The 15,035-nt window shown below is 65.9% G+C and carries 11 protein-coding genes; 6 read left to right on the top strand and 5 right to left on the bottom strand.

Going from position 1 to position 15,035, the window contains the following annotated elements; all coding sequences use genetic code 11:
• Positions 1-33 precede the first annotated feature (33 nt).
• The 5 genes from der to RTW82_RS09180 all read left to right on the top strand — a co-directional run bounded on the left by der (position 34) and on the right by RTW82_RS09180 (position 7,353).
• Positions 34-1,512 (top strand): ribosome biogenesis GTPase Der, encoded by a 1,479-nt coding sequence (gene der / locus RTW82_RS09200; RefSeq protein ID WP_263400122.1) that lies wholly within the window; start codon positions 34-36, stop codon positions 1,510-1,512.
• Between the two features lie 157 nt (positions 1,513-1,669).
• The gene (locus RTW82_RS09195) at positions 1,670-2,818 is read left to right on the top strand and encodes a pyridoxal phosphate-dependent aminotransferase (RefSeq protein WP_184487507.1); all 1,149 of its coding nucleotides are present in this window, start codon (positions 1,670-1,672) and stop codon (positions 2,816-2,818) included.
• Complete coding sequence (locus RTW82_RS09190) at positions 2,806-3,600, top strand: amidohydrolase (RefSeq protein ID WP_316924893.1); 795 nt, start codon at positions 2,806-2,808, stop codon at positions 3,598-3,600. The genes RTW82_RS09195 and RTW82_RS09190 overlap by 13 nt, the downstream gene beginning before the upstream one ends.
• A gap of 219 nt (positions 3,601-3,819) precedes the next feature.
• Entirely contained in the window at positions 3,820-6,771 is a 2,952-nt protein-coding gene (locus RTW82_RS09185) for a discoidin domain-containing protein (protein WP_316924892.1), read from the top strand.
• Positions 6,772-6,888: 117 nt separating this feature from the next.
• Positions 6,889-7,353 carry a hypothetical protein gene (locus tag RTW82_RS09180; RefSeq protein WP_316924891.1) on the top strand — a complete coding sequence of 155 codons (465 nt, stop codon included), beginning with the start codon at positions 6,889-6,891 and terminating at the stop codon, positions 7,351-7,353.
• A 55-nt stretch (positions 7,354-7,408) separates the two neighbouring features.
• Here RTW82_RS09180 and RTW82_RS09175 read toward each other — a convergent pair whose 3' ends face one another.
• Positions 7,409-8,512, bottom strand: a complete 1,104-nt coding sequence (locus tag RTW82_RS09175; RefSeq protein ID WP_316924890.1) for an alkene reductase — start codon at positions 8,510-8,512, stop codon at positions 7,409-7,411.
• Positions 8,513-8,626: 114 nt separating this feature from the next.
• Here RTW82_RS09175 and RTW82_RS09170 point away from each other — a divergent pair, with 114 nt between their 5' ends.
• Positions 8,627-8,992: a winged helix-turn-helix transcriptional regulator gene (locus RTW82_RS09170; protein ID WP_043240119.1), complete on the top strand. Its 366-nt coding sequence runs from the start codon at positions 8,627-8,629 to the stop codon at positions 8,990-8,992.
• 73 nt (positions 8,993-9,065) lie between these two features.
• On the opposite strand, the gene leuA is transcribed toward RTW82_RS09170, so the two are convergent.
• From leuA to RTW82_RS09150, 4 genes are all read right to left on the bottom strand, one after another.
• Positions 9,066-10,736 (bottom strand): 2-isopropylmalate synthase, encoded by a 1,671-nt coding sequence (gene leuA / locus RTW82_RS09165; RefSeq protein WP_316924889.1) that lies wholly within the window; start codon positions 10,734-10,736, stop codon positions 9,066-9,068.
• A gap of 284 nt (positions 10,737-11,020) precedes the next feature.
• A complete protein-coding gene (locus RTW82_RS09160) occupies positions 11,021-12,691 on the bottom strand; it encodes a flagellinolysin (protein WP_043240123.1) in 1,671 nt (556 codons plus the stop codon).
• A gap of 82 nt (positions 12,692-12,773) precedes the next feature.
• Positions 12,774-14,060: a mechanosensitive ion channel family protein gene (locus RTW82_RS09155; RefSeq protein ID WP_021220821.1), complete on the bottom strand. Its 1,287-nt coding sequence runs from the start codon at positions 14,058-14,060 to the stop codon at positions 12,774-12,776.
• Between the two features lie 153 nt (positions 14,061-14,213).
• A complete protein-coding gene (locus tag RTW82_RS09150; RefSeq protein ID WP_021220820.1) occupies positions 14,214-15,035 on the bottom strand; it encodes a peptidoglycan DD-metalloendopeptidase family protein in 822 nt (273 codons plus the stop codon).

Raw genomic sequence — 15,035 nt, 5'->3', positions numbered from 1 at the left:
TGCGTTTTCTGAAATAACGAATTGGAGAGCCTCATGGTTCCCGTAATTGCCCTGGTGGGCCGCCCGAACGTCGGCAAGTCCACCCTGTTCAACCGCCTGACCAAGACCCGCGACGCCATCGTCGCGGAGTACGCGGGGCTGACCCGTGACCGCCAGTACGGCGAGGCGAAGTGGAACGGCCGCACCTTCATCGTCATCGATACCGGTGGTATCTCGGGTGACGAGCAGGGCATCGACGCGAAGATGGCCGAACAGTCCCTGCAGGCCATCGAAGAGGCCGATGCAGTGCTGTTCATGGTCGACTCCCGCGCCGGCATGAGCGCTGCCGATCAGTCCATCGCGGAGCACCTGCGCAAGCGCAACAAGAAGACCTACCTGGTCGCGAACAAGGTCGACACCGTCGACCCGGACCTCGCCCGCGCCGAGTTCAGCCCCCTGGGCCTGGGCGACGCCCTGCCGATCGCCGCCGCCCACGGGCGTGGCATCAGCCAGATGCTGCAGGAAGCCCTCGGCGAATTCCCCCGCGATGACGCGGCCGAGGAAGACGCTGCGCTCCAGACCGAGGAGGTCGCCGAAGGCGAAGAGCTCAGCCGCATCCCCGGGCCGAGCGAGAAGGACGGCATCAAGATCGCCATCATCGGGCGCCCCAACGTCGGCAAGTCGACGCTGGTCAACCGCATGCTCGGCGAGGAGCGGGTCATCGTCTATGACCAGGCCGGCACCACCCGCGACAGCATCTACATCCCCTTCGAGCGCAACGAAGAGAAGTACACCCTGATCGATACCGCCGGCGTGCGCCGTCGCGGCAAGATCTTCGAAGCGGTCGAGAAGTTCTCGGTGGTCAAGACGCTGCAGGCGATCCAGGACGCCAACGTGGTGATCTTCGTCATGGATGCCCGCGAAGGCGTGGTCGAGCACGACCTCAACCTGCTCGGCTTCGTGCTGGAAACCGGCCGCGCGCTGGTCATCGCCCTGAACAAATGGGACGGCATGGAATCCGGTGAGCGCGACTACGTGAAGACCGAGCTGGAGCGCCGGCTGTTCTTCGTCGACTTCGCCGACATCCACTTCATCTCCGCGCTGCATGGCACCGGCGTCGGCAACCTGTACAAGTCGGTGCAGGCGTCCTTCAAATCCGCCATCACCCGCTGGCCCACCAGCCGCCTGACTCAGATCCTCGAGGGCGCGGTGCAGGAGCACCAGCCGCCGCTGGTCAACGGTCGCCGCATCAAGCTGCGCTATGCCCACCTCGGGGGTGCCAACCCGCCGCTGATCGTGATCCACGGCAACCAGGTCGAGTCGGTGCCCAAGTCGTACTCGCGCTACCTGGAGAACACCTACCGGCGCGTGCTGAAGCTGGTGGGTACGCCCATCCGCATCGAGTACAAGGGGGGCGACAACCCCTTCGAGGGCAAGAAGAACACCCTCACCGACCGCCAGGTGAACAAGAAGCGCCGCCTCATGTCCCACCACAAGAAGGCTGACAAGAAGCGCCGCGACAAGAACCGTTGATTCTCGCAGCACCGGAAAAGGGCGCCCATGGGCGCCTTTTTCATTTCTGTTGTCCCGGGCCCTCACGCAGCGCCACCCGGCACCGCTTTCATCTTGGTCACGAGCCCCGTCAGGCCTTAAGCTAGCCGCCATCCCCAGTCGCCAGCAGCCTGAAGAAATGATCGCCAGCAAGTTGCCCAACGTCGGCACCACCATCTTCACCCGCATGTCCCAGCTCGCCGCCGAAACCGGCGCCATCAACCTGTCCCAGGGCTTCCCGGATTTCTCCGCCCCTGCCGCGTTGTGCGATGCGGTGGCCCGTCATATCGGCGCTGGCCACAACCAATACGCGCCCATGACCGGCCTGCCGGCGCTGCGCCAGCAGGTGGCCGCCAAGGTCGCGACCTTCTACGGCCGCCAGGTGGATGTCGACACCGAGGTCACGGTCACCCCTGGCGCCACCGAAGCGATCTTCTGTGCCATCCAGGCGGTGGTGCGCGCCGGTGACGAAGTCATCGTCCTCGACCCCTGCTACGACAGCTACGAGCCGTCCGTGGAGCTGGCCGGTGGACGTTGCGTGCATGTTCCCCTGGCCCTGCCGGGCTTCGCCATCGACTGGCAGCGCATGACCGACGCCCTCAGCGACCGCACCCGGATGATCATCCTCAACAGCCCGCACAACCCCAGCGGTGCACTGATCTCCCGCGCCGAGCTGGACCAGTTGGCGGCGCTGATCCGTGGCCGTGACATCTACCTGGTGTCCGACGAGGTCTACGAGCACCTGGTGTTCGACGGCCAGGCCCATGTCAGCGTGCTGTCCCACGACGAGCTCTACGCCCGCGCCTTCGTGGTCAGCTCCTTCGGCAAGACCTACCACGTCACCGGCTGGAAGACCGGCTACGTGGTCGCGCCACCGGCGCTCTCCGCCGAGCTGCGCAAGGTGCACCAGTACGTCAACTTCTGCGGCGTAACCCCGCTGCAGTGGGCGCTGGCCGATTTCATGGCCGCGCACCCGGAACATCTCACCGAGCTGCCCGGCTTCTACCAGGCCAAGCGCGACCTGTTCTGCGACCTGCTGGCCGGCTCCCGCTTCGGCTTCACCCGCGCCGCCGGTACCTACTTCCAACTGGTGGACTACAGCGCCATCCGCCCCGAGCTGGACGATGTGGCCATGGCCGAATGGCTGACCCGTGAACATGGCGTTGCCGCCATTCCCGTGTCGGTGTTCTACCAGAGCGCCCCGCGCGACCTGCGTCTGGTGCGCTTCTGCTTCGCCAAACGTGAGGAGACGCTGCGCCAGGCAGCGGAAAAACTATGCGCGATTTGACCACGTTGCCCGACCTCAAGCTGGCCCTGGTGCAAAGCACCCTGGTCTGGCACGACGCCGCTGCCAACCGCAGCCACTTCGAGGTGCTGCTGGAACAGGCCCGTGGCGCCGACCTGGTGGTGCTGCCGGAGATGTTCACCACCGGCTTCTCCATGGATTCGGCCACCCTCGCCGAGGAGGAAGAGGGCGTCACCTACGCCTGGCTGCGCGAGCAGGCCCGGCGCATCGATGCCGTGGTCACCGGCAGCCTGATCATCCGCGCCGCCGACGGCAGCCATCGCAACCGCCTGCTCTGGGCGCGCCCCGACGGCGAAGTGCTGCACTACGACAAGCGCCACCTGTTCCGCATGGCCGGCGAGCACAAGCACTACACGCCGGGCGAGACCCAGGCGCTGTTCGAGCTCAAGGGCTGGCGGGTGCGCCCGCTGGTCTGCTACGACCTGCGCTTCCCGGTCTGGAGCCGCGACCCCCACGACACCGACCTGCTGCTCTACACCGCCAACTGGCCTGCCGCACGCCGCCACCACTGGAACCGCCTGCTACCCGCCCGGGCCATCGAAAACCTCTGCTACGTGGCAGCGGTTAACCGCGTCGGCGAGGACGGCAAGGGCCATCCCTACAGTGGTGATAGCCAGGCCTTGGACTTCCAGGGCGAGACGCTGCTCGATGCCGCCGCGCAGGAGGGCGTATTCAGCGTCACCCTCAGCGCCAGCGCCCTGGCCAGCTACCGCGAGCGCTTCCCCGCGCACCTGGATGCGGATGGCTTCACCCTGCAGCCCTGATGCCCGTCACCTGGGCACCGTTCGGGGTGCTCAGGTGCTCGTCGATAGGCCGTTCCTAGGACGGGTCTGAAATACCCCCTCTACGTTTTACAGCGACCAGGCGCCTTGCCTACCATCGCGCCGCCGGCACACCTCCAACTCCATGAACCTTCCAGCGCTGCGGCCCGATGGCCGCTGTTCGTCAGGCTGACGGCTGCGCTGGGTATTGAAGGACTGGTTATGCCGAGCTTCCGATTGAATGCACTGACCCGAGCCACCCGACGCTGGGGCACCCACCTCAGCCTGGCCGTGCTGCTGCCGTTGTCTTCCCCCGTTGTCGCACAGGATGAGCAGGCTGCCGCCAGCGTTCCAGCGGGCCATGAGCGGGTGACCCCTGGTCACTTCATCAACCTCCAGGCTCCGGCCGCCGGTACCTCGCTGCGCAGCACCGCCGAAGCGGGAACCGAGCTGTTGCTGCAGGAAACCGGGATGCGCATCCGCAGCCTGACCGCGCTGCAAGGCGACAGCTTCAAGGACCTGCAGGTGATGACCGGGCAACTGGAAGGCCGCGCCCGCTCCCTGCAGGCACCCGGTGAAATGACCCTGGCGGCCCGCCCCGACGGCAGCTTCATCGCGCTGCTGCCCGATGCCAACGCGATCATTCGCGGCACCGCCGATGGCGAGCAATCGCTGATCCGCTTCGACGCCGCACCGTCCCACACCCCGGGCAGCATCGACTACGTGGCCGGTGACGAGAACGACGTGGCGGGGCAGCAGGAGTCGCAAAGCGGCCAGCGCAGCTTCCAGGCCCATCGCAACGCCCAGGGCGAAACCGTGATCGACCTGCTGGCGGGGTTCTCGCAGAAGGCGGCCAACTGGGTGGGGGACCACGAAGCCTATGCGCTGGTCCAGGTGGCCTCGGTCAACCGCGCGCTGAAGCAATCCCAGGTCCAGGGCGTGCGCGTGCGCCTGGTGGGCACCCAGGTGGTGGCCGAGGACTACCCGATCACCACCGGGACCTTGAGCCAGGTGAGCCGCGTCTATGCCCAGGGCATGCGCCAGTACAGCCCGGACGTGGTCGCCAGCTTCATCATGGGCACCCCGGGCGTGGATACCGCCGTGGGCTGGGGCTACCTTCCCGGCCGCTACTCGATCAACTACATCAACTCGTCGACCACCTTCCGTCACGAGCTGGCTCACAACATCGGTGGCAACCATTGCTCGGACGGCAGCAGCTATCGGTTCGGCTACAACAACGGCCGGATCGGCACCATCCTCTGCGGTAACCACGTGGGCTACTACTCCAACCCGGACATCAAGGACAACCAGGGGGTGCCGCTCGGGGATGCCCGTACCGCCAACATGGCCCGTGTCTGGCGTGAGAACGCGGCGCGGATGTCGGCCTATAGCCCATCGGTGGTGCCGCTTGAGGGTGAGCAGGTAACCTCGATTCTCGAGCAGAGGGTCAGCCTGGCTCCGCGTGAAACGCGTTATTACCCGGTCGATGTGCCCGAAGGCACCCAGCGCCTGGTATTCAGCGTGCTGGATGGCGAGGGCTCGGAGAGAGCCGGCCAGGTCCGGCTGCTGCTCAAGCGTGGTGCGCACCCCAGCAATTCCAGCTTCGATTACCGTTCGATCATGCAGTACAGCGTGGCCCTGGGGGTGAACGACCCTCAGCCCGGGCGCTGGTACCTGGCGATCGAGTCGGATATCAAGGCCACCCGTGACCTGGTGCTTGAAGGCCAGGCCTTCGGTGTCACCCAAGACACGGCCCAGGGCCGCTACCTGAAACTGGTGGCCACCTCTTCCCAGGACGGTAAGGACGGCGCCAGCGTCGCCGAACTGTTGCTGGTGGATGCCCAGGGCAAGCAGCTGCCGCGTAACAGCTGGAAGGTCCACTCCACCAGCAGTGCCATTGCCGGTTCTGCGCCCGCGGCCCATGCCATCGACGGCAACCCGGCGTCCTACTGGAGCTCCGCCGCCGGGGCCCGCTACCCGCACCAGATCGTCATCGACCTGGGGGCGGACAGCCGCTTCTCCCAGTTGCACTACCTGCCCCGTCAGGACGCGGGCCAGAGCGGCGTTATCAAGGGCTACCAGGTGTACGGCGGCGACAGCCCCAACGGCGGCTGGACCTTGCTCGCCGACGGCCAGTTCAGTGGCGACAACCAGGCCAAGGCCACAGCGCTCAAACCCATGGAAGCCAGCAAGCCACCCGTGGCGCAGATCAGCGGCAAGACCGAAGCCAATGCCGGTGACCGGATCGTCCTGGATGCTTCCGCCTCCAGCGACCCACAGGGGCTGGCGCTGAGCTTCGCTTGGGAGTCGACGCCCAGGCTTGATTTCAGCTTCGACGGTGCACGCATCAGCTTCACCGCGCCGGACCTGCAGGAAGACACCCGCTACCGCTTCACCCTGACCCTGAGCAACGGCAAGCAGAGCACTACCCGCACCCATGAGGTGCTGGTCAAGGCCAAGGCGACGGTGGGCAACTGCAAGCCGGAATGGAAGAAGACCGCCACCTACGTCGGCAACGATGTGGTGCAGTGGAAGGGGCGCCAGTACCAGGCCCGCTGGTGGACCTCCGGCGCCGAGCCGGGCCAGGTCTCCACCACGGGCATGGATGGCGCCGGCAAGGTCTGGCGTGACCTGGGGCCTTGCCAGGGCGCGGGTGGGCAGCCGAGCGAGCCGCCAGTAGACCCGGTCGAGCCGCCGGTGGAATCGGTCAAGCCGCCTGTGGCCATCATCGGCGGAGCCACTGAGGCCAAGTCCGGCGAAACCGTCTACCTCAATGCCACGGCCTCCAGCGACCCGGCCGGCCTGCCCCTGAACTATGCATGGAGCGTGACGCCTCGCGTCGACTTCCAGGCTGCGGGCGCCCTGATGAAGTTCATGGCCCCGAAAGCGGCCCAGGACGTCACCTACCGGGTCACCCTCAGCTTGAGCAACGGCAAGCAGACGGTGACGCGGGATCACTCGGTCAAGGTCATCGCCGACAAGGTGGAAACCCCGGTTGGTTGCCAGGGCCCGTGGAACCCCCAAAGCACCTACGTGGCCAAGGACAGGGTGAGCCACAAGGGCCGTTTCTATACCGCGGGTTGGTGGACCAAGGGTAACGAGCCCGGCAACCCGGAATTCACCGGTGGTGCAGGCAGCGGCAAGGTGTGGCGCGACGAGGGCGCCTGCAACTGATGGGCGGGGCGGCCAGTTGATACTGGTCGCCCCTTCATCCGGGGTCGCCCGATGCCGGGCGGCTCCGTATCATGGCGCTCCTGCATCCTTCTTCTGCGTTACCCCAAGGAGCCCGATATGAGCACGGAAGCCGAAAACCCCTTCCAGACCCCCGCCGCCGAGCTGCTGGCGCCGACTACCGGCACCGAGCATCTGCGCCTCTACAGCATCCCCGGCATCGGCATCGCTACCTTCTTCGGCACGCCGCTGGCGGGGGCCTATGTCATCGCCGCCAATCTCAAGGCGATGGGGCGGGGTGGTGAGACCGGGAAGCTCTGGGCCGTCTCGATCGGTTTCTTCATCGCGATCATCGTCGCCGGCGCCCTGTTGCCGGAGAACGTGCCCGCCATCGTGTTCGGCGTGGTCCAGGTGATCGCGATGAATGCCTATGCCCGGCAGTTGTTCGGTACGCAAGTGAACCAGCACAAGATCGCCAATGGCGCGTTCTTCTCGCTGTGGCGCAGTGTGGGCATCGGCCTGCTGTTCATGCTGGGGTTCATCGTCGCCATGGTGCCGGTCCTTCTGCTGTTCGGGCTCGTCTGAGCCGTCGCCATGAAAAACGCCGGGCATTGCCCGGCGTTTTCGTTTCAGCCTCCGTTCACCCCAGGGTCGGGTAGTCGGTGTAGCCGGCTTCGGCGCCACCGTAGAAGGTGTTGGCGTCCGGTTGGTTGAGGGGCGCGTCCTGGCGCAGGCGCTCGACCAGGTCGGGGTTGGCGATGTAGGGGCGGCCGAAGGCGACGGCGTCGGCCAGGCCGGTGCTCAGGGCTGCTTCGGCGCTGCTGCTGTCCAGGCCGCCGGCGAGGATGATCTTGCCCTGGTAGCGGTCGCGCAGTTCACGCAGCAGGTCGTCGAAGCCTTCGAAGGTGCCGCCCAGCCAGTCCGGCTTGTTGATGTGCAGGTAGGCGAGGTTGCGGCTGTTCAGCTGCTCCACCAGGTAGCCGAAGGTTTCGCGCGGGTTGGCGTCGCTGATGTCGCCGAAGGTGCCCATGGGGGAAATGCGCACGCCCACGCGACCGCTGTCGCCGGTGGTGGCGATCACGGCGTCGATCACCTGCAGTACCAAGCGCGCGCGGTTCGCAGCCGAGCCACCGTAGGCGTCGGTGCGCTGGTTGCTGCCGGAGCAGAGGAACTGATCCAGCAGGTAGCCGTTGGCGGCGTGCACCTCCACGCCGTCGAAACCGGCGCGCAGGGCGTTGGCCGTGCCCTGGGCGTAGGCGGCGACCACGCCGGGGAGTTCGTCGATCTCCAGGGCACGGGGCTTGGCGGTGGGTTCGCGGTGGTGACTGTCGTCGGCTTCCTGCACATAGCAATCAGCCTTGGCCTGGATGGCGGAGGGGGCGACGGGATCGACGCCACCCGGTTGCAGCAGCGGGTGGGAGATGCGCCCCACGTGCCAGAGCTGCAGGACGATGCGGCCGCCCTTGTCGTGCACGGCGCGGGTGACCTTCTTCCAGCCTTCGATCTGTTCGGCGCTGTGGATGCCCGGGGTCCAGGCATAGCCCTGGCCTTCGGGGCAGACCTGGGTGGCTTCGCTGATGATCAGGCCGGCGCCGGCGCGCTGGGCGTAGTAGGTGGCATTGAGTTCGCTGGGGATGTTGCCGGGTTGCAGGCTGCGCTGGCGGGTTAGGGGCGCCATCACCACCGCGTTGGGGAGCTGGAGGCTGCCCAGTCGGGTGGGCTGGAACAGGTTGCGTGCGGTCATGGTTCGATCTCCATCGGCTGCATTCGGCATGAATGTGGCGGTCGATTATGCAGGTGGCATTCTTGCTGACAAGTACGTACGATTCTGGCAGTCACTTACTAGTGGGTAAGCAATATGAGCGAACACGAGCCGATCGCCACCGAATCCAAGCGTCTGGTTTCGGGCGACAAGGTTTACAACACGCCGGTGGAGGTGACGCTGGATGTGATCGGCGGCAAGTGGAAGTCGCTGCTGGTGTATCACCTGATGAAGGAGGCGCTGCGCTTCTCCGAGCTCAAGCGCCGGGTGCCGGGCATCACCGAAAAGATGCTGACCCAGCAGCTGCGCGAGCTGGAGCACGATGGCGTGCTGTCGCGCACGGTGTTCGCCGAGGTGCCGCCGCGTGTGGAGTACCGCCTCACCGAGCACGGCGCCAGCCTGCAGCCGGTGCTGGAAGCGATGTGCGCCTGGGGCCGTTGCCACTGGCAGCAACAGGGCTAGAGATGCACGCCGGGTTATCCCCGGAAAAACAAAACCCCGCCGATTGGCGGGGTTTTCGTTTACTGGCCGGGTGTCAGGCGGCTTCGGCTTCGGTCTGGCTCAGGGCGCGGTTGAGGGCGCTGAACAGGGCACGGAAGCTGGCGGTGGTGATGTTCTCGTCGATGCCGATGCCGTGCAGCGCGCGGCCACCGTCGAGGCGCAGTTCGATATAGGCTGCGGCCTTGGCGTTGGCGCCGCCACCGATGGCGTGCTCGGAGTAGTCCATGATCTCCACCTTCACCGGCAGGCTGGCCACCAGGGCTTCCAGCGGGCCCTTGCCCATGCCGCGCAGGTGCTGGGTCTCGCCCTTGATCTGCACTTCGATGTCCACGGCGCTGGTGCCGTTCTCTTCCTGCAGGCGGTGGCCCTTCAGGGTGTAGGGCGTGGTGGCCTGCAGGTACTCGCTGTCGAGCAGCTTGTAGATCTGTTCGGCGGTCATCTCCAGGCCCAGGCGGTCGGTCTCGCGTTGCACCACCTGGCTGAATTCGATCTGCATGCGACGCGGCAGGCTGATGCCGTATTCCTGCTCCAGCAGGAAGGTGATGCCGCCCTTGCCCGACTGGCTGTTGACGCGGATCACCGCCTCGTAGCTGCGGCCGATGTCGGCCGGGTCGATCGGCAGGTAGGGCACTTCCCAGACACCGTCTTCCTTCTGCTGGGCGAAGCCCTTGCGGATGGCGTCCTGGTGGGAGCCGGAGAAGGCGGTGTGCACCAGGTCGCCCACATAGGGGTGACGCGGGTGGACCGGCAGCTGGTTACACTCCTCGACCACCTTGCGCACGGCGTCGATGTCGGAGAAGTCCAGCTGCGGGTGCAGGCCCTGGGTGTACATGTTCAGCGCCAGGGTCACCAGGTCGACGTTGCCGGTGCGCTCGCCGTTGCCGAACAGGCAGCCTTCGACGCGGTCGGCGCCGGCCATCAGGCCCAGCTCGGTGGCGGCTACGCCGGTGCCACGGTCGTTGTGGGTGTGCAGGCTGATGATCACGCTGTCACGCTTGTTGATGTGGCGGCCGAACCACTCGATCTGGTCGGCGTAGACGTTCGGCGTGGCGCACTCCACGGTGGCCGGCAGGTTGAGGATGATCTTGTTGGCCGGGGTCGGTTCCCAGACGTCGATCACCGCGTTGCACACTTCCAGGGAGAAGTCCTGCTCGGTGGAGCTGAAGATTTCCGGCGAGTACTGGAAGGTCCACTGGGTTTCCGGCTGCTTGGCGGCCAGTTGCTTGATCAGGCGGGCGGCACCGGTGGCGATGTCGATCACGCCCTGGCGGTCCTGGTTGAAGACGATGCGGCGGAAGGACGGCGCGGTGGCGTTGTAGACGTGGACGATGGCCTTCTTCGCGCCCTTGAGGGATTCGAAGGTACGGGTGATCAGGTCTTCGCGGGCCTGGGTCAGCACCTGGATGGTGACGTCATCCGGGATGTGGCCGTTCTCGATCAGCTCGCGGACGAAGTCGAAGTCGGTCTGCGAGGCGGAGGGGAAGGCCACCTCGATTTCCTTCAGGCCCACCTGCACCAGGGTCTTGAAGAAACGCATCTTCTTTTGCGCGTCCATCGGCTCGATCAGCGACTGGTTGCCGTCGCGCAGGTCGGAGCTGCACCAGATCGGCACGTCGGTGATGGTCTTCGACGGCCAGGTGCGGTCGGGCAGGTTGATGGCGGGGAAGGCGCGGTACTTGCGAGACGGGTCGTTGAGCATGCTCATGGGGAAATCCTTGTTCTGATGGGCCTGATGACGGCGGCCGGCCAAATGAAATGCGGGGTGGAGCAGGGCGTCGCGATTCAGCTACGCAGTCGTGGGCTGACCAGACGTAGGCAGGCGTGTTGACGCAGGAGGATGAGGGTGTGAGCGGTTTTCATGCCGACAACCCTATTCACTCGGGTTGAATATGGCAAGGCTTGTCAGAAAATTGGTGATTTCGTGCGAAGGGATTGGTGAGGTGAGAGATTCTTGCTCGGAGGGAGGCCAAACGTAGCGAGAATTGCGCGTCAGCCGAGGAGCGAGAGTACCGCCTGGGGCATCTGGTTGGCCTGCACCAGCATGCTTTGCGCCGCCTGCCGGAGAATCTGCTGGGAGGCGAGGGTGGCGGACTCCGAGGCGAAGTCCGCATCGGTGATGCGCGAGCGGCTGGCGCTGGCGTTCTCGGCGATGTTCTGCAGGTTGGCGACGGTGTTGTCCAGGCGGTTCTGGATGGCACCCATATAGGCACGCTGGCGGTCCACGTAGGCGAGGGCATCGTCGATGTCCATCACCGCCAGGCCCGGAGTCTTGATCAGGTTGACGTTGTTCAGCGCCATTGCCCCGGTGTTGAAGGAGGCGAGGCCGACGTCGATGGTTTCCCAGGCATTGGCGCCCACCTGCAGCGAGGTCTGCACGCCGTTACCGGTGGCGTTGGCGTCGAACAGCTTGGGCTCTTCCAGCGTGAAGCCCAGTGAGCCGGGCGTACCGGTGCCGCGGTTGGGCAGCACGTTTTCGGCGGTGAGCACATCGCCACCGTCGGCATCGAAGCCGCCGATGGCGCCGGTGTCCTCGTTGGTCAGGTCCATCCCGGCGATGAACGCGGCGCCGTTGGCGGAGAACTGGGTGCCGAAGTCGGCTGCACTGGCGAAAGCGCCACGGCTGGCGTTGGCCAGGGCGTCGTCGAGGGTGGAGTTGGCGTGGCCGGCCAGGTACTGCATCACGTCCTTGATGCCGTTGCCGCCGGCGGCCTTGATCTCGGCGTGCATGTAGCGCACCGCGGCGTAGGAGGCGGAGTAGCCGGCGCTGTTGCCGATGCCGCCGAAGGCGCCGACCACCGCGCCGATGCTGCTGGCGGCGATGTCACTGCGCAGGCGCTCGTCGGCACCCTGCACCGCCTCCGCCGTGCCTTCCTTGAACCAGCCGGGCAGGGCGTTGAAGTTCATCGCCCGGCCCATCACCGCGTGGGTCATCTCGTGGGCCAGGACGCGGTCGGTGTACTGGCCGGGGTTGTTGCCGCCGTTGGGCAGGCTGGACCCATCGAAGTAGGCCAGGTTCACGTCGAGCACCTGGTTGTAGTACTTGCCCCCGGCACCGGGCGAGCCGGCGACCGAGGCGAGGGTGGTGCTGGAGGGGTCGTTGCTCAGGGTGATCTTCAGCGTGGCGCCGTCGGCCTTGATGCCGTAGGCGTCGAAGACGCGCTGCTCGCCCTCGCTGATCCAGAAGCCCTTGAGCGAGTTGAGCACCGCGCGCTCGTCCAGCTTGCCCAATTGCGAGCCGGAGGCCTGGCTGAAGATCTTGCGGCCGCCGAAGGTGGTGGTCTCGTTGACCCGGTTGATCTCTTCCAGGAGCTTCTGCGCCTCCTGGTTCAGTGCGGCGCGATCGGTCTCGGTGTTGGAGCCGTTCATGGCCTGGAGGCCGAGCGTACGGATGCGCTGCAGGGCGGTAGTCACGCTTTCCAGCGCGCCTTCTCCCACCTGCAGCATCGACATGCCGTCATTCGCGTTCCGCGTGGCGACGTTGAGCCCACGCACCTGGGACGTAAGGGCGTTGGAGATCTGCAAACCGGCGGCATCATCCTTGGCGCTGTTGATGCGCTGGCCGGTCGACAGACGCTGCATGGCCTTACCCAGTGCGTTGTCCGTGTTGCTCAACTGTCTACGCGTGAACGAGGAGGCGATGTTGGTATTGACCGTCAGCATCCCGTTTCTCGCTCGCACTACCGGAAATTCCGGTATCGACACTGCATCGGCGGGCGTACTGGCTTCTTGATGCCGCTTCGGTTCAGGCCGACGAGTGGTCGAAAGCTGCGGGAGCCGGGGCTTGTGGCTGCTGGGCGGGCAGCCGCAGCTCACGCATGTCGGCGCCGCTCGGGTGCTGGAACACGCGCAGGCCGAACTCCGGGAGGATCGCCAGCAGGTGGTCGAAGATGTCCGACTGGATGGCCTCGTAGCGCGCCCAGGCCGTGGTGTTGGTGAAGCAATACAGCTCCAGCGGCAGGCCGTCGGCGGTGGGGTTCAACTGGCGCACCAGCAGGGTCATGTCCTTGCGGATGTCGTCGTTGTGGCGCAGGTAGTTCTCCACGTAGGCGCGGAAGGTCCCCAGGTTGGTCAGCTGGCGGCTGTTGACCGGTACCCGCAGCGGTTCGTCGAGCTGGCTGTTCCAGCTCAGCAGTTCGCTCTCCTTGGCCTTCAGGTACTGGTCCAGCAGGCGGAAGCGGCGCAACTGGGCGATCTCGTCGGCGACGAGGAAGTGCACGCTGTTCTGGTCCAGGTAGATCGAGCGCTTGATGCGCCGGCCGCCGGATTCCTGCATGCCGCGCCAGTTCTTGAACGAGTCGGTGATGAAGCGCTTGGTGGGAATGGTGGTGATGGTCTTGTCCCAGTTCTGCACCTTCACCGTGTGCAGGGCGATGTCGATCACGTCGCCGTCGGCGTTCAGCTGCGGCATCTCGATCCAGTCGCCCACGCGGATCACATCGTTGGAGGAGATCTGCACGCTGGCCACCAGGGACAGCAGGGTGTCCTGGAAGATCAACATCAGCACGGCTGCCATGGCACCCAGGCCGGAGAGCAGGATCAGCGGCGAGCGGTCGATCAGGGTGGCGACCATGAGGATCGCGCAGATGGCGAACACCAGGATCTTGATCACCTGCAGGTAGCCCTTGATCGGGTGCAGGTGAGCGTCCTTGCGCAGCTGGTAGAGGGTGTTGATCAGGTCGAGCAGGGCGCTCAGGGCCAGCGCGATGGTCAGCACGATGAAGGCGCCGCAGACGTTGCGCACTACTGTGACCAGGGTTTCCGGCAGGCCGGGGATCAGGACCACGCCGCTGGAGAGGATCAGTGCCGGCACGATATTGGCCAGCCGCTTGATCATGCCGTTCTCGCCCAGGTGCGTGTTGCGGCCTACGGCGGTGGCGCTCAGGGCGCGATAGAGCCCGCGCACGAGAATGCGCTTGACCATCCAGTTGGCCAGCCAGGCACCCAGTACCAGCAGGGTGGAGGCGCAGAGAGTGAGGAGTTCGGGGTGGCCCTTCAGCCAGTCCATCCAGGTTGCCAGCTCGTGGGGCATGTGCGGCTCCATGTCAGCGGTGGGATCGGGCCGGCCGTTGCGGCGGGCCTCCGGAGCTGGCGGACCTTAGCAAAAATGCGCCGCTTGGCCCAGGCGACGTCTGTAAGGGGAATTGTATGGCGTGGCCGGCGGCGGGCTATTCCGCGCAGGAGGTCAGGGCTTGAAGGCGCCGATGAAGATGGCCGGGTCGACACGCGCATCGTTGAGGCTGACATTCCAGTGCATGTGCGGCCCGGTGGCCCGGCCGGTGGCACCGACGCGGCCGACCACGCCGCCGCGCGGCAGTTGCTGGCCGAGCTTCACGTCCACTTTCGACATGTGGCAGAACATGCTGATCAGCCCCTGGCCGTGGTCGACGAACACCGTCTTGCCATTGAAGAAGTAGTCGCCGATGAGCACCACCTTGCCGGCCGCCGGTGCCTTGATCGGCGTACCGGCGCCCACGGCGAAGTCCAGGCCCGAGTGCGGGTTGCGCTCCTCGCCGTTGAAGAAGCGGCGCAGGCCGAAGGGGCTGGAGAGCGGCCCGTTCACCGGCTTGTCGAACAGCAGGTTGCTCGGCGTGCCCGGGGTGAAGCTGCGGTAGGCACGGGTCTGCTCGGCCAGTTCGCGGTCGATGCGCTTGAGGTCCTCGGGCAGCGGGTTCACCTGGCGGGTGTTCTTCAGGGTGATGCGCTGTTCCTTGTAGTGCTTGCTGCCGACGCTGAAAGGCAGGCTGCGACCATCGCTCACCTTTAACTGTTGGGTGCCAGCCTGGGTGCCGAGGGGAATGCCGACGATGGCGATCCAGTCGCGGCCCTCTTCCTTTACCACCAGCACGGGCTTGTCCTGGAAGCGCGCCGTCGGCGCCGTGGCGCCCTGGCCCAGTTGCACCACGGCAACGCCGCCGGGCACGGGTTTGTTCAGCAGTCGGCTGATGAAGCCTTCGGCCTGGGCGGGGAGGGTGACGACGAGAAGCAGGGCGAGCAGCAGGCGCAT

The sequence above is a fragment of the Pseudomonas sp. zfem005 genome, assembly GCF_032621735.1.
In the GTDB taxonomy this organism is placed as follows: domain Bacteria; phylum Pseudomonadota; class Gammaproteobacteria; order Pseudomonadales; family Pseudomonadaceae; genus Metapseudomonas; species Metapseudomonas solani.
This window is presented reverse-complemented; position numbering and strand designations above follow the sequence as displayed.

Bases quoted from the DNA above. Each gene is read 5' to 3' on its own strand.
- der (WP_263400122.1), top strand. From the start codon at position 34: ATGGTTCCCGTAATTGCCCTGGTGGGCCGCCCGAACGTCGGCAAGTCC.
- RTW82_RS09195 (WP_184487507.1), top strand. From the start codon at position 1,670: ATGATCGCCAGCAAGTTGCCCAACGTCGGCACCACCATCTTCACCCGC.
- RTW82_RS09190 (WP_316924893.1), top strand. From the start codon at position 2,806: ATGCGCGATTTGACCACGTTGCCCGACCTCAAGCTGGCCCTGGTGCAA.
- RTW82_RS09185 (WP_316924892.1), top strand. From the start codon at position 3,820: ATGCCGAGCTTCCGATTGAATGCACTGACCCGAGCCACCCGACGCTGG.
- RTW82_RS09180 (WP_316924891.1), top strand. From the start codon at position 6,889: ATGAGCACGGAAGCCGAAAACCCCTTCCAGACCCCCGCCGCCGAGCTG.
- RTW82_RS09175 (WP_316924890.1), bottom strand. From the start codon at position 8,512: ATGACCGCACGCAACCTGTTCCAGCCCACCCGACTGGGCAGCCTCCAG.
- RTW82_RS09170 (WP_043240119.1), top strand. From the start codon at position 8,627: ATGAGCGAACACGAGCCGATCGCCACCGAATCCAAGCGTCTGGTTTCG.
- leuA (WP_316924889.1), bottom strand. From the start codon at position 10,736: ATGAGCATGCTCAACGACCCGTCTCGCAAGTACCGCGCCTTCCCCGCC.
- RTW82_RS09160 (WP_043240123.1), bottom strand. From the start codon at position 12,691: ATGCTGACGGTCAATACCAACATCGCCTCCTCGTTCACGCGTAGACAG.
- RTW82_RS09155 (WP_021220821.1), bottom strand. From the start codon at position 14,060: ATGCCCCACGAGCTGGCAACCTGGATGGACTGGCTGAAGGGCCACCCC.
- RTW82_RS09150 (WP_021220820.1), bottom strand. From the start codon at position 15,035: ATGCGCCTGCTGCTCGCCCTGCTTCTCGTCGTCACCCTCCCCGCCCAG.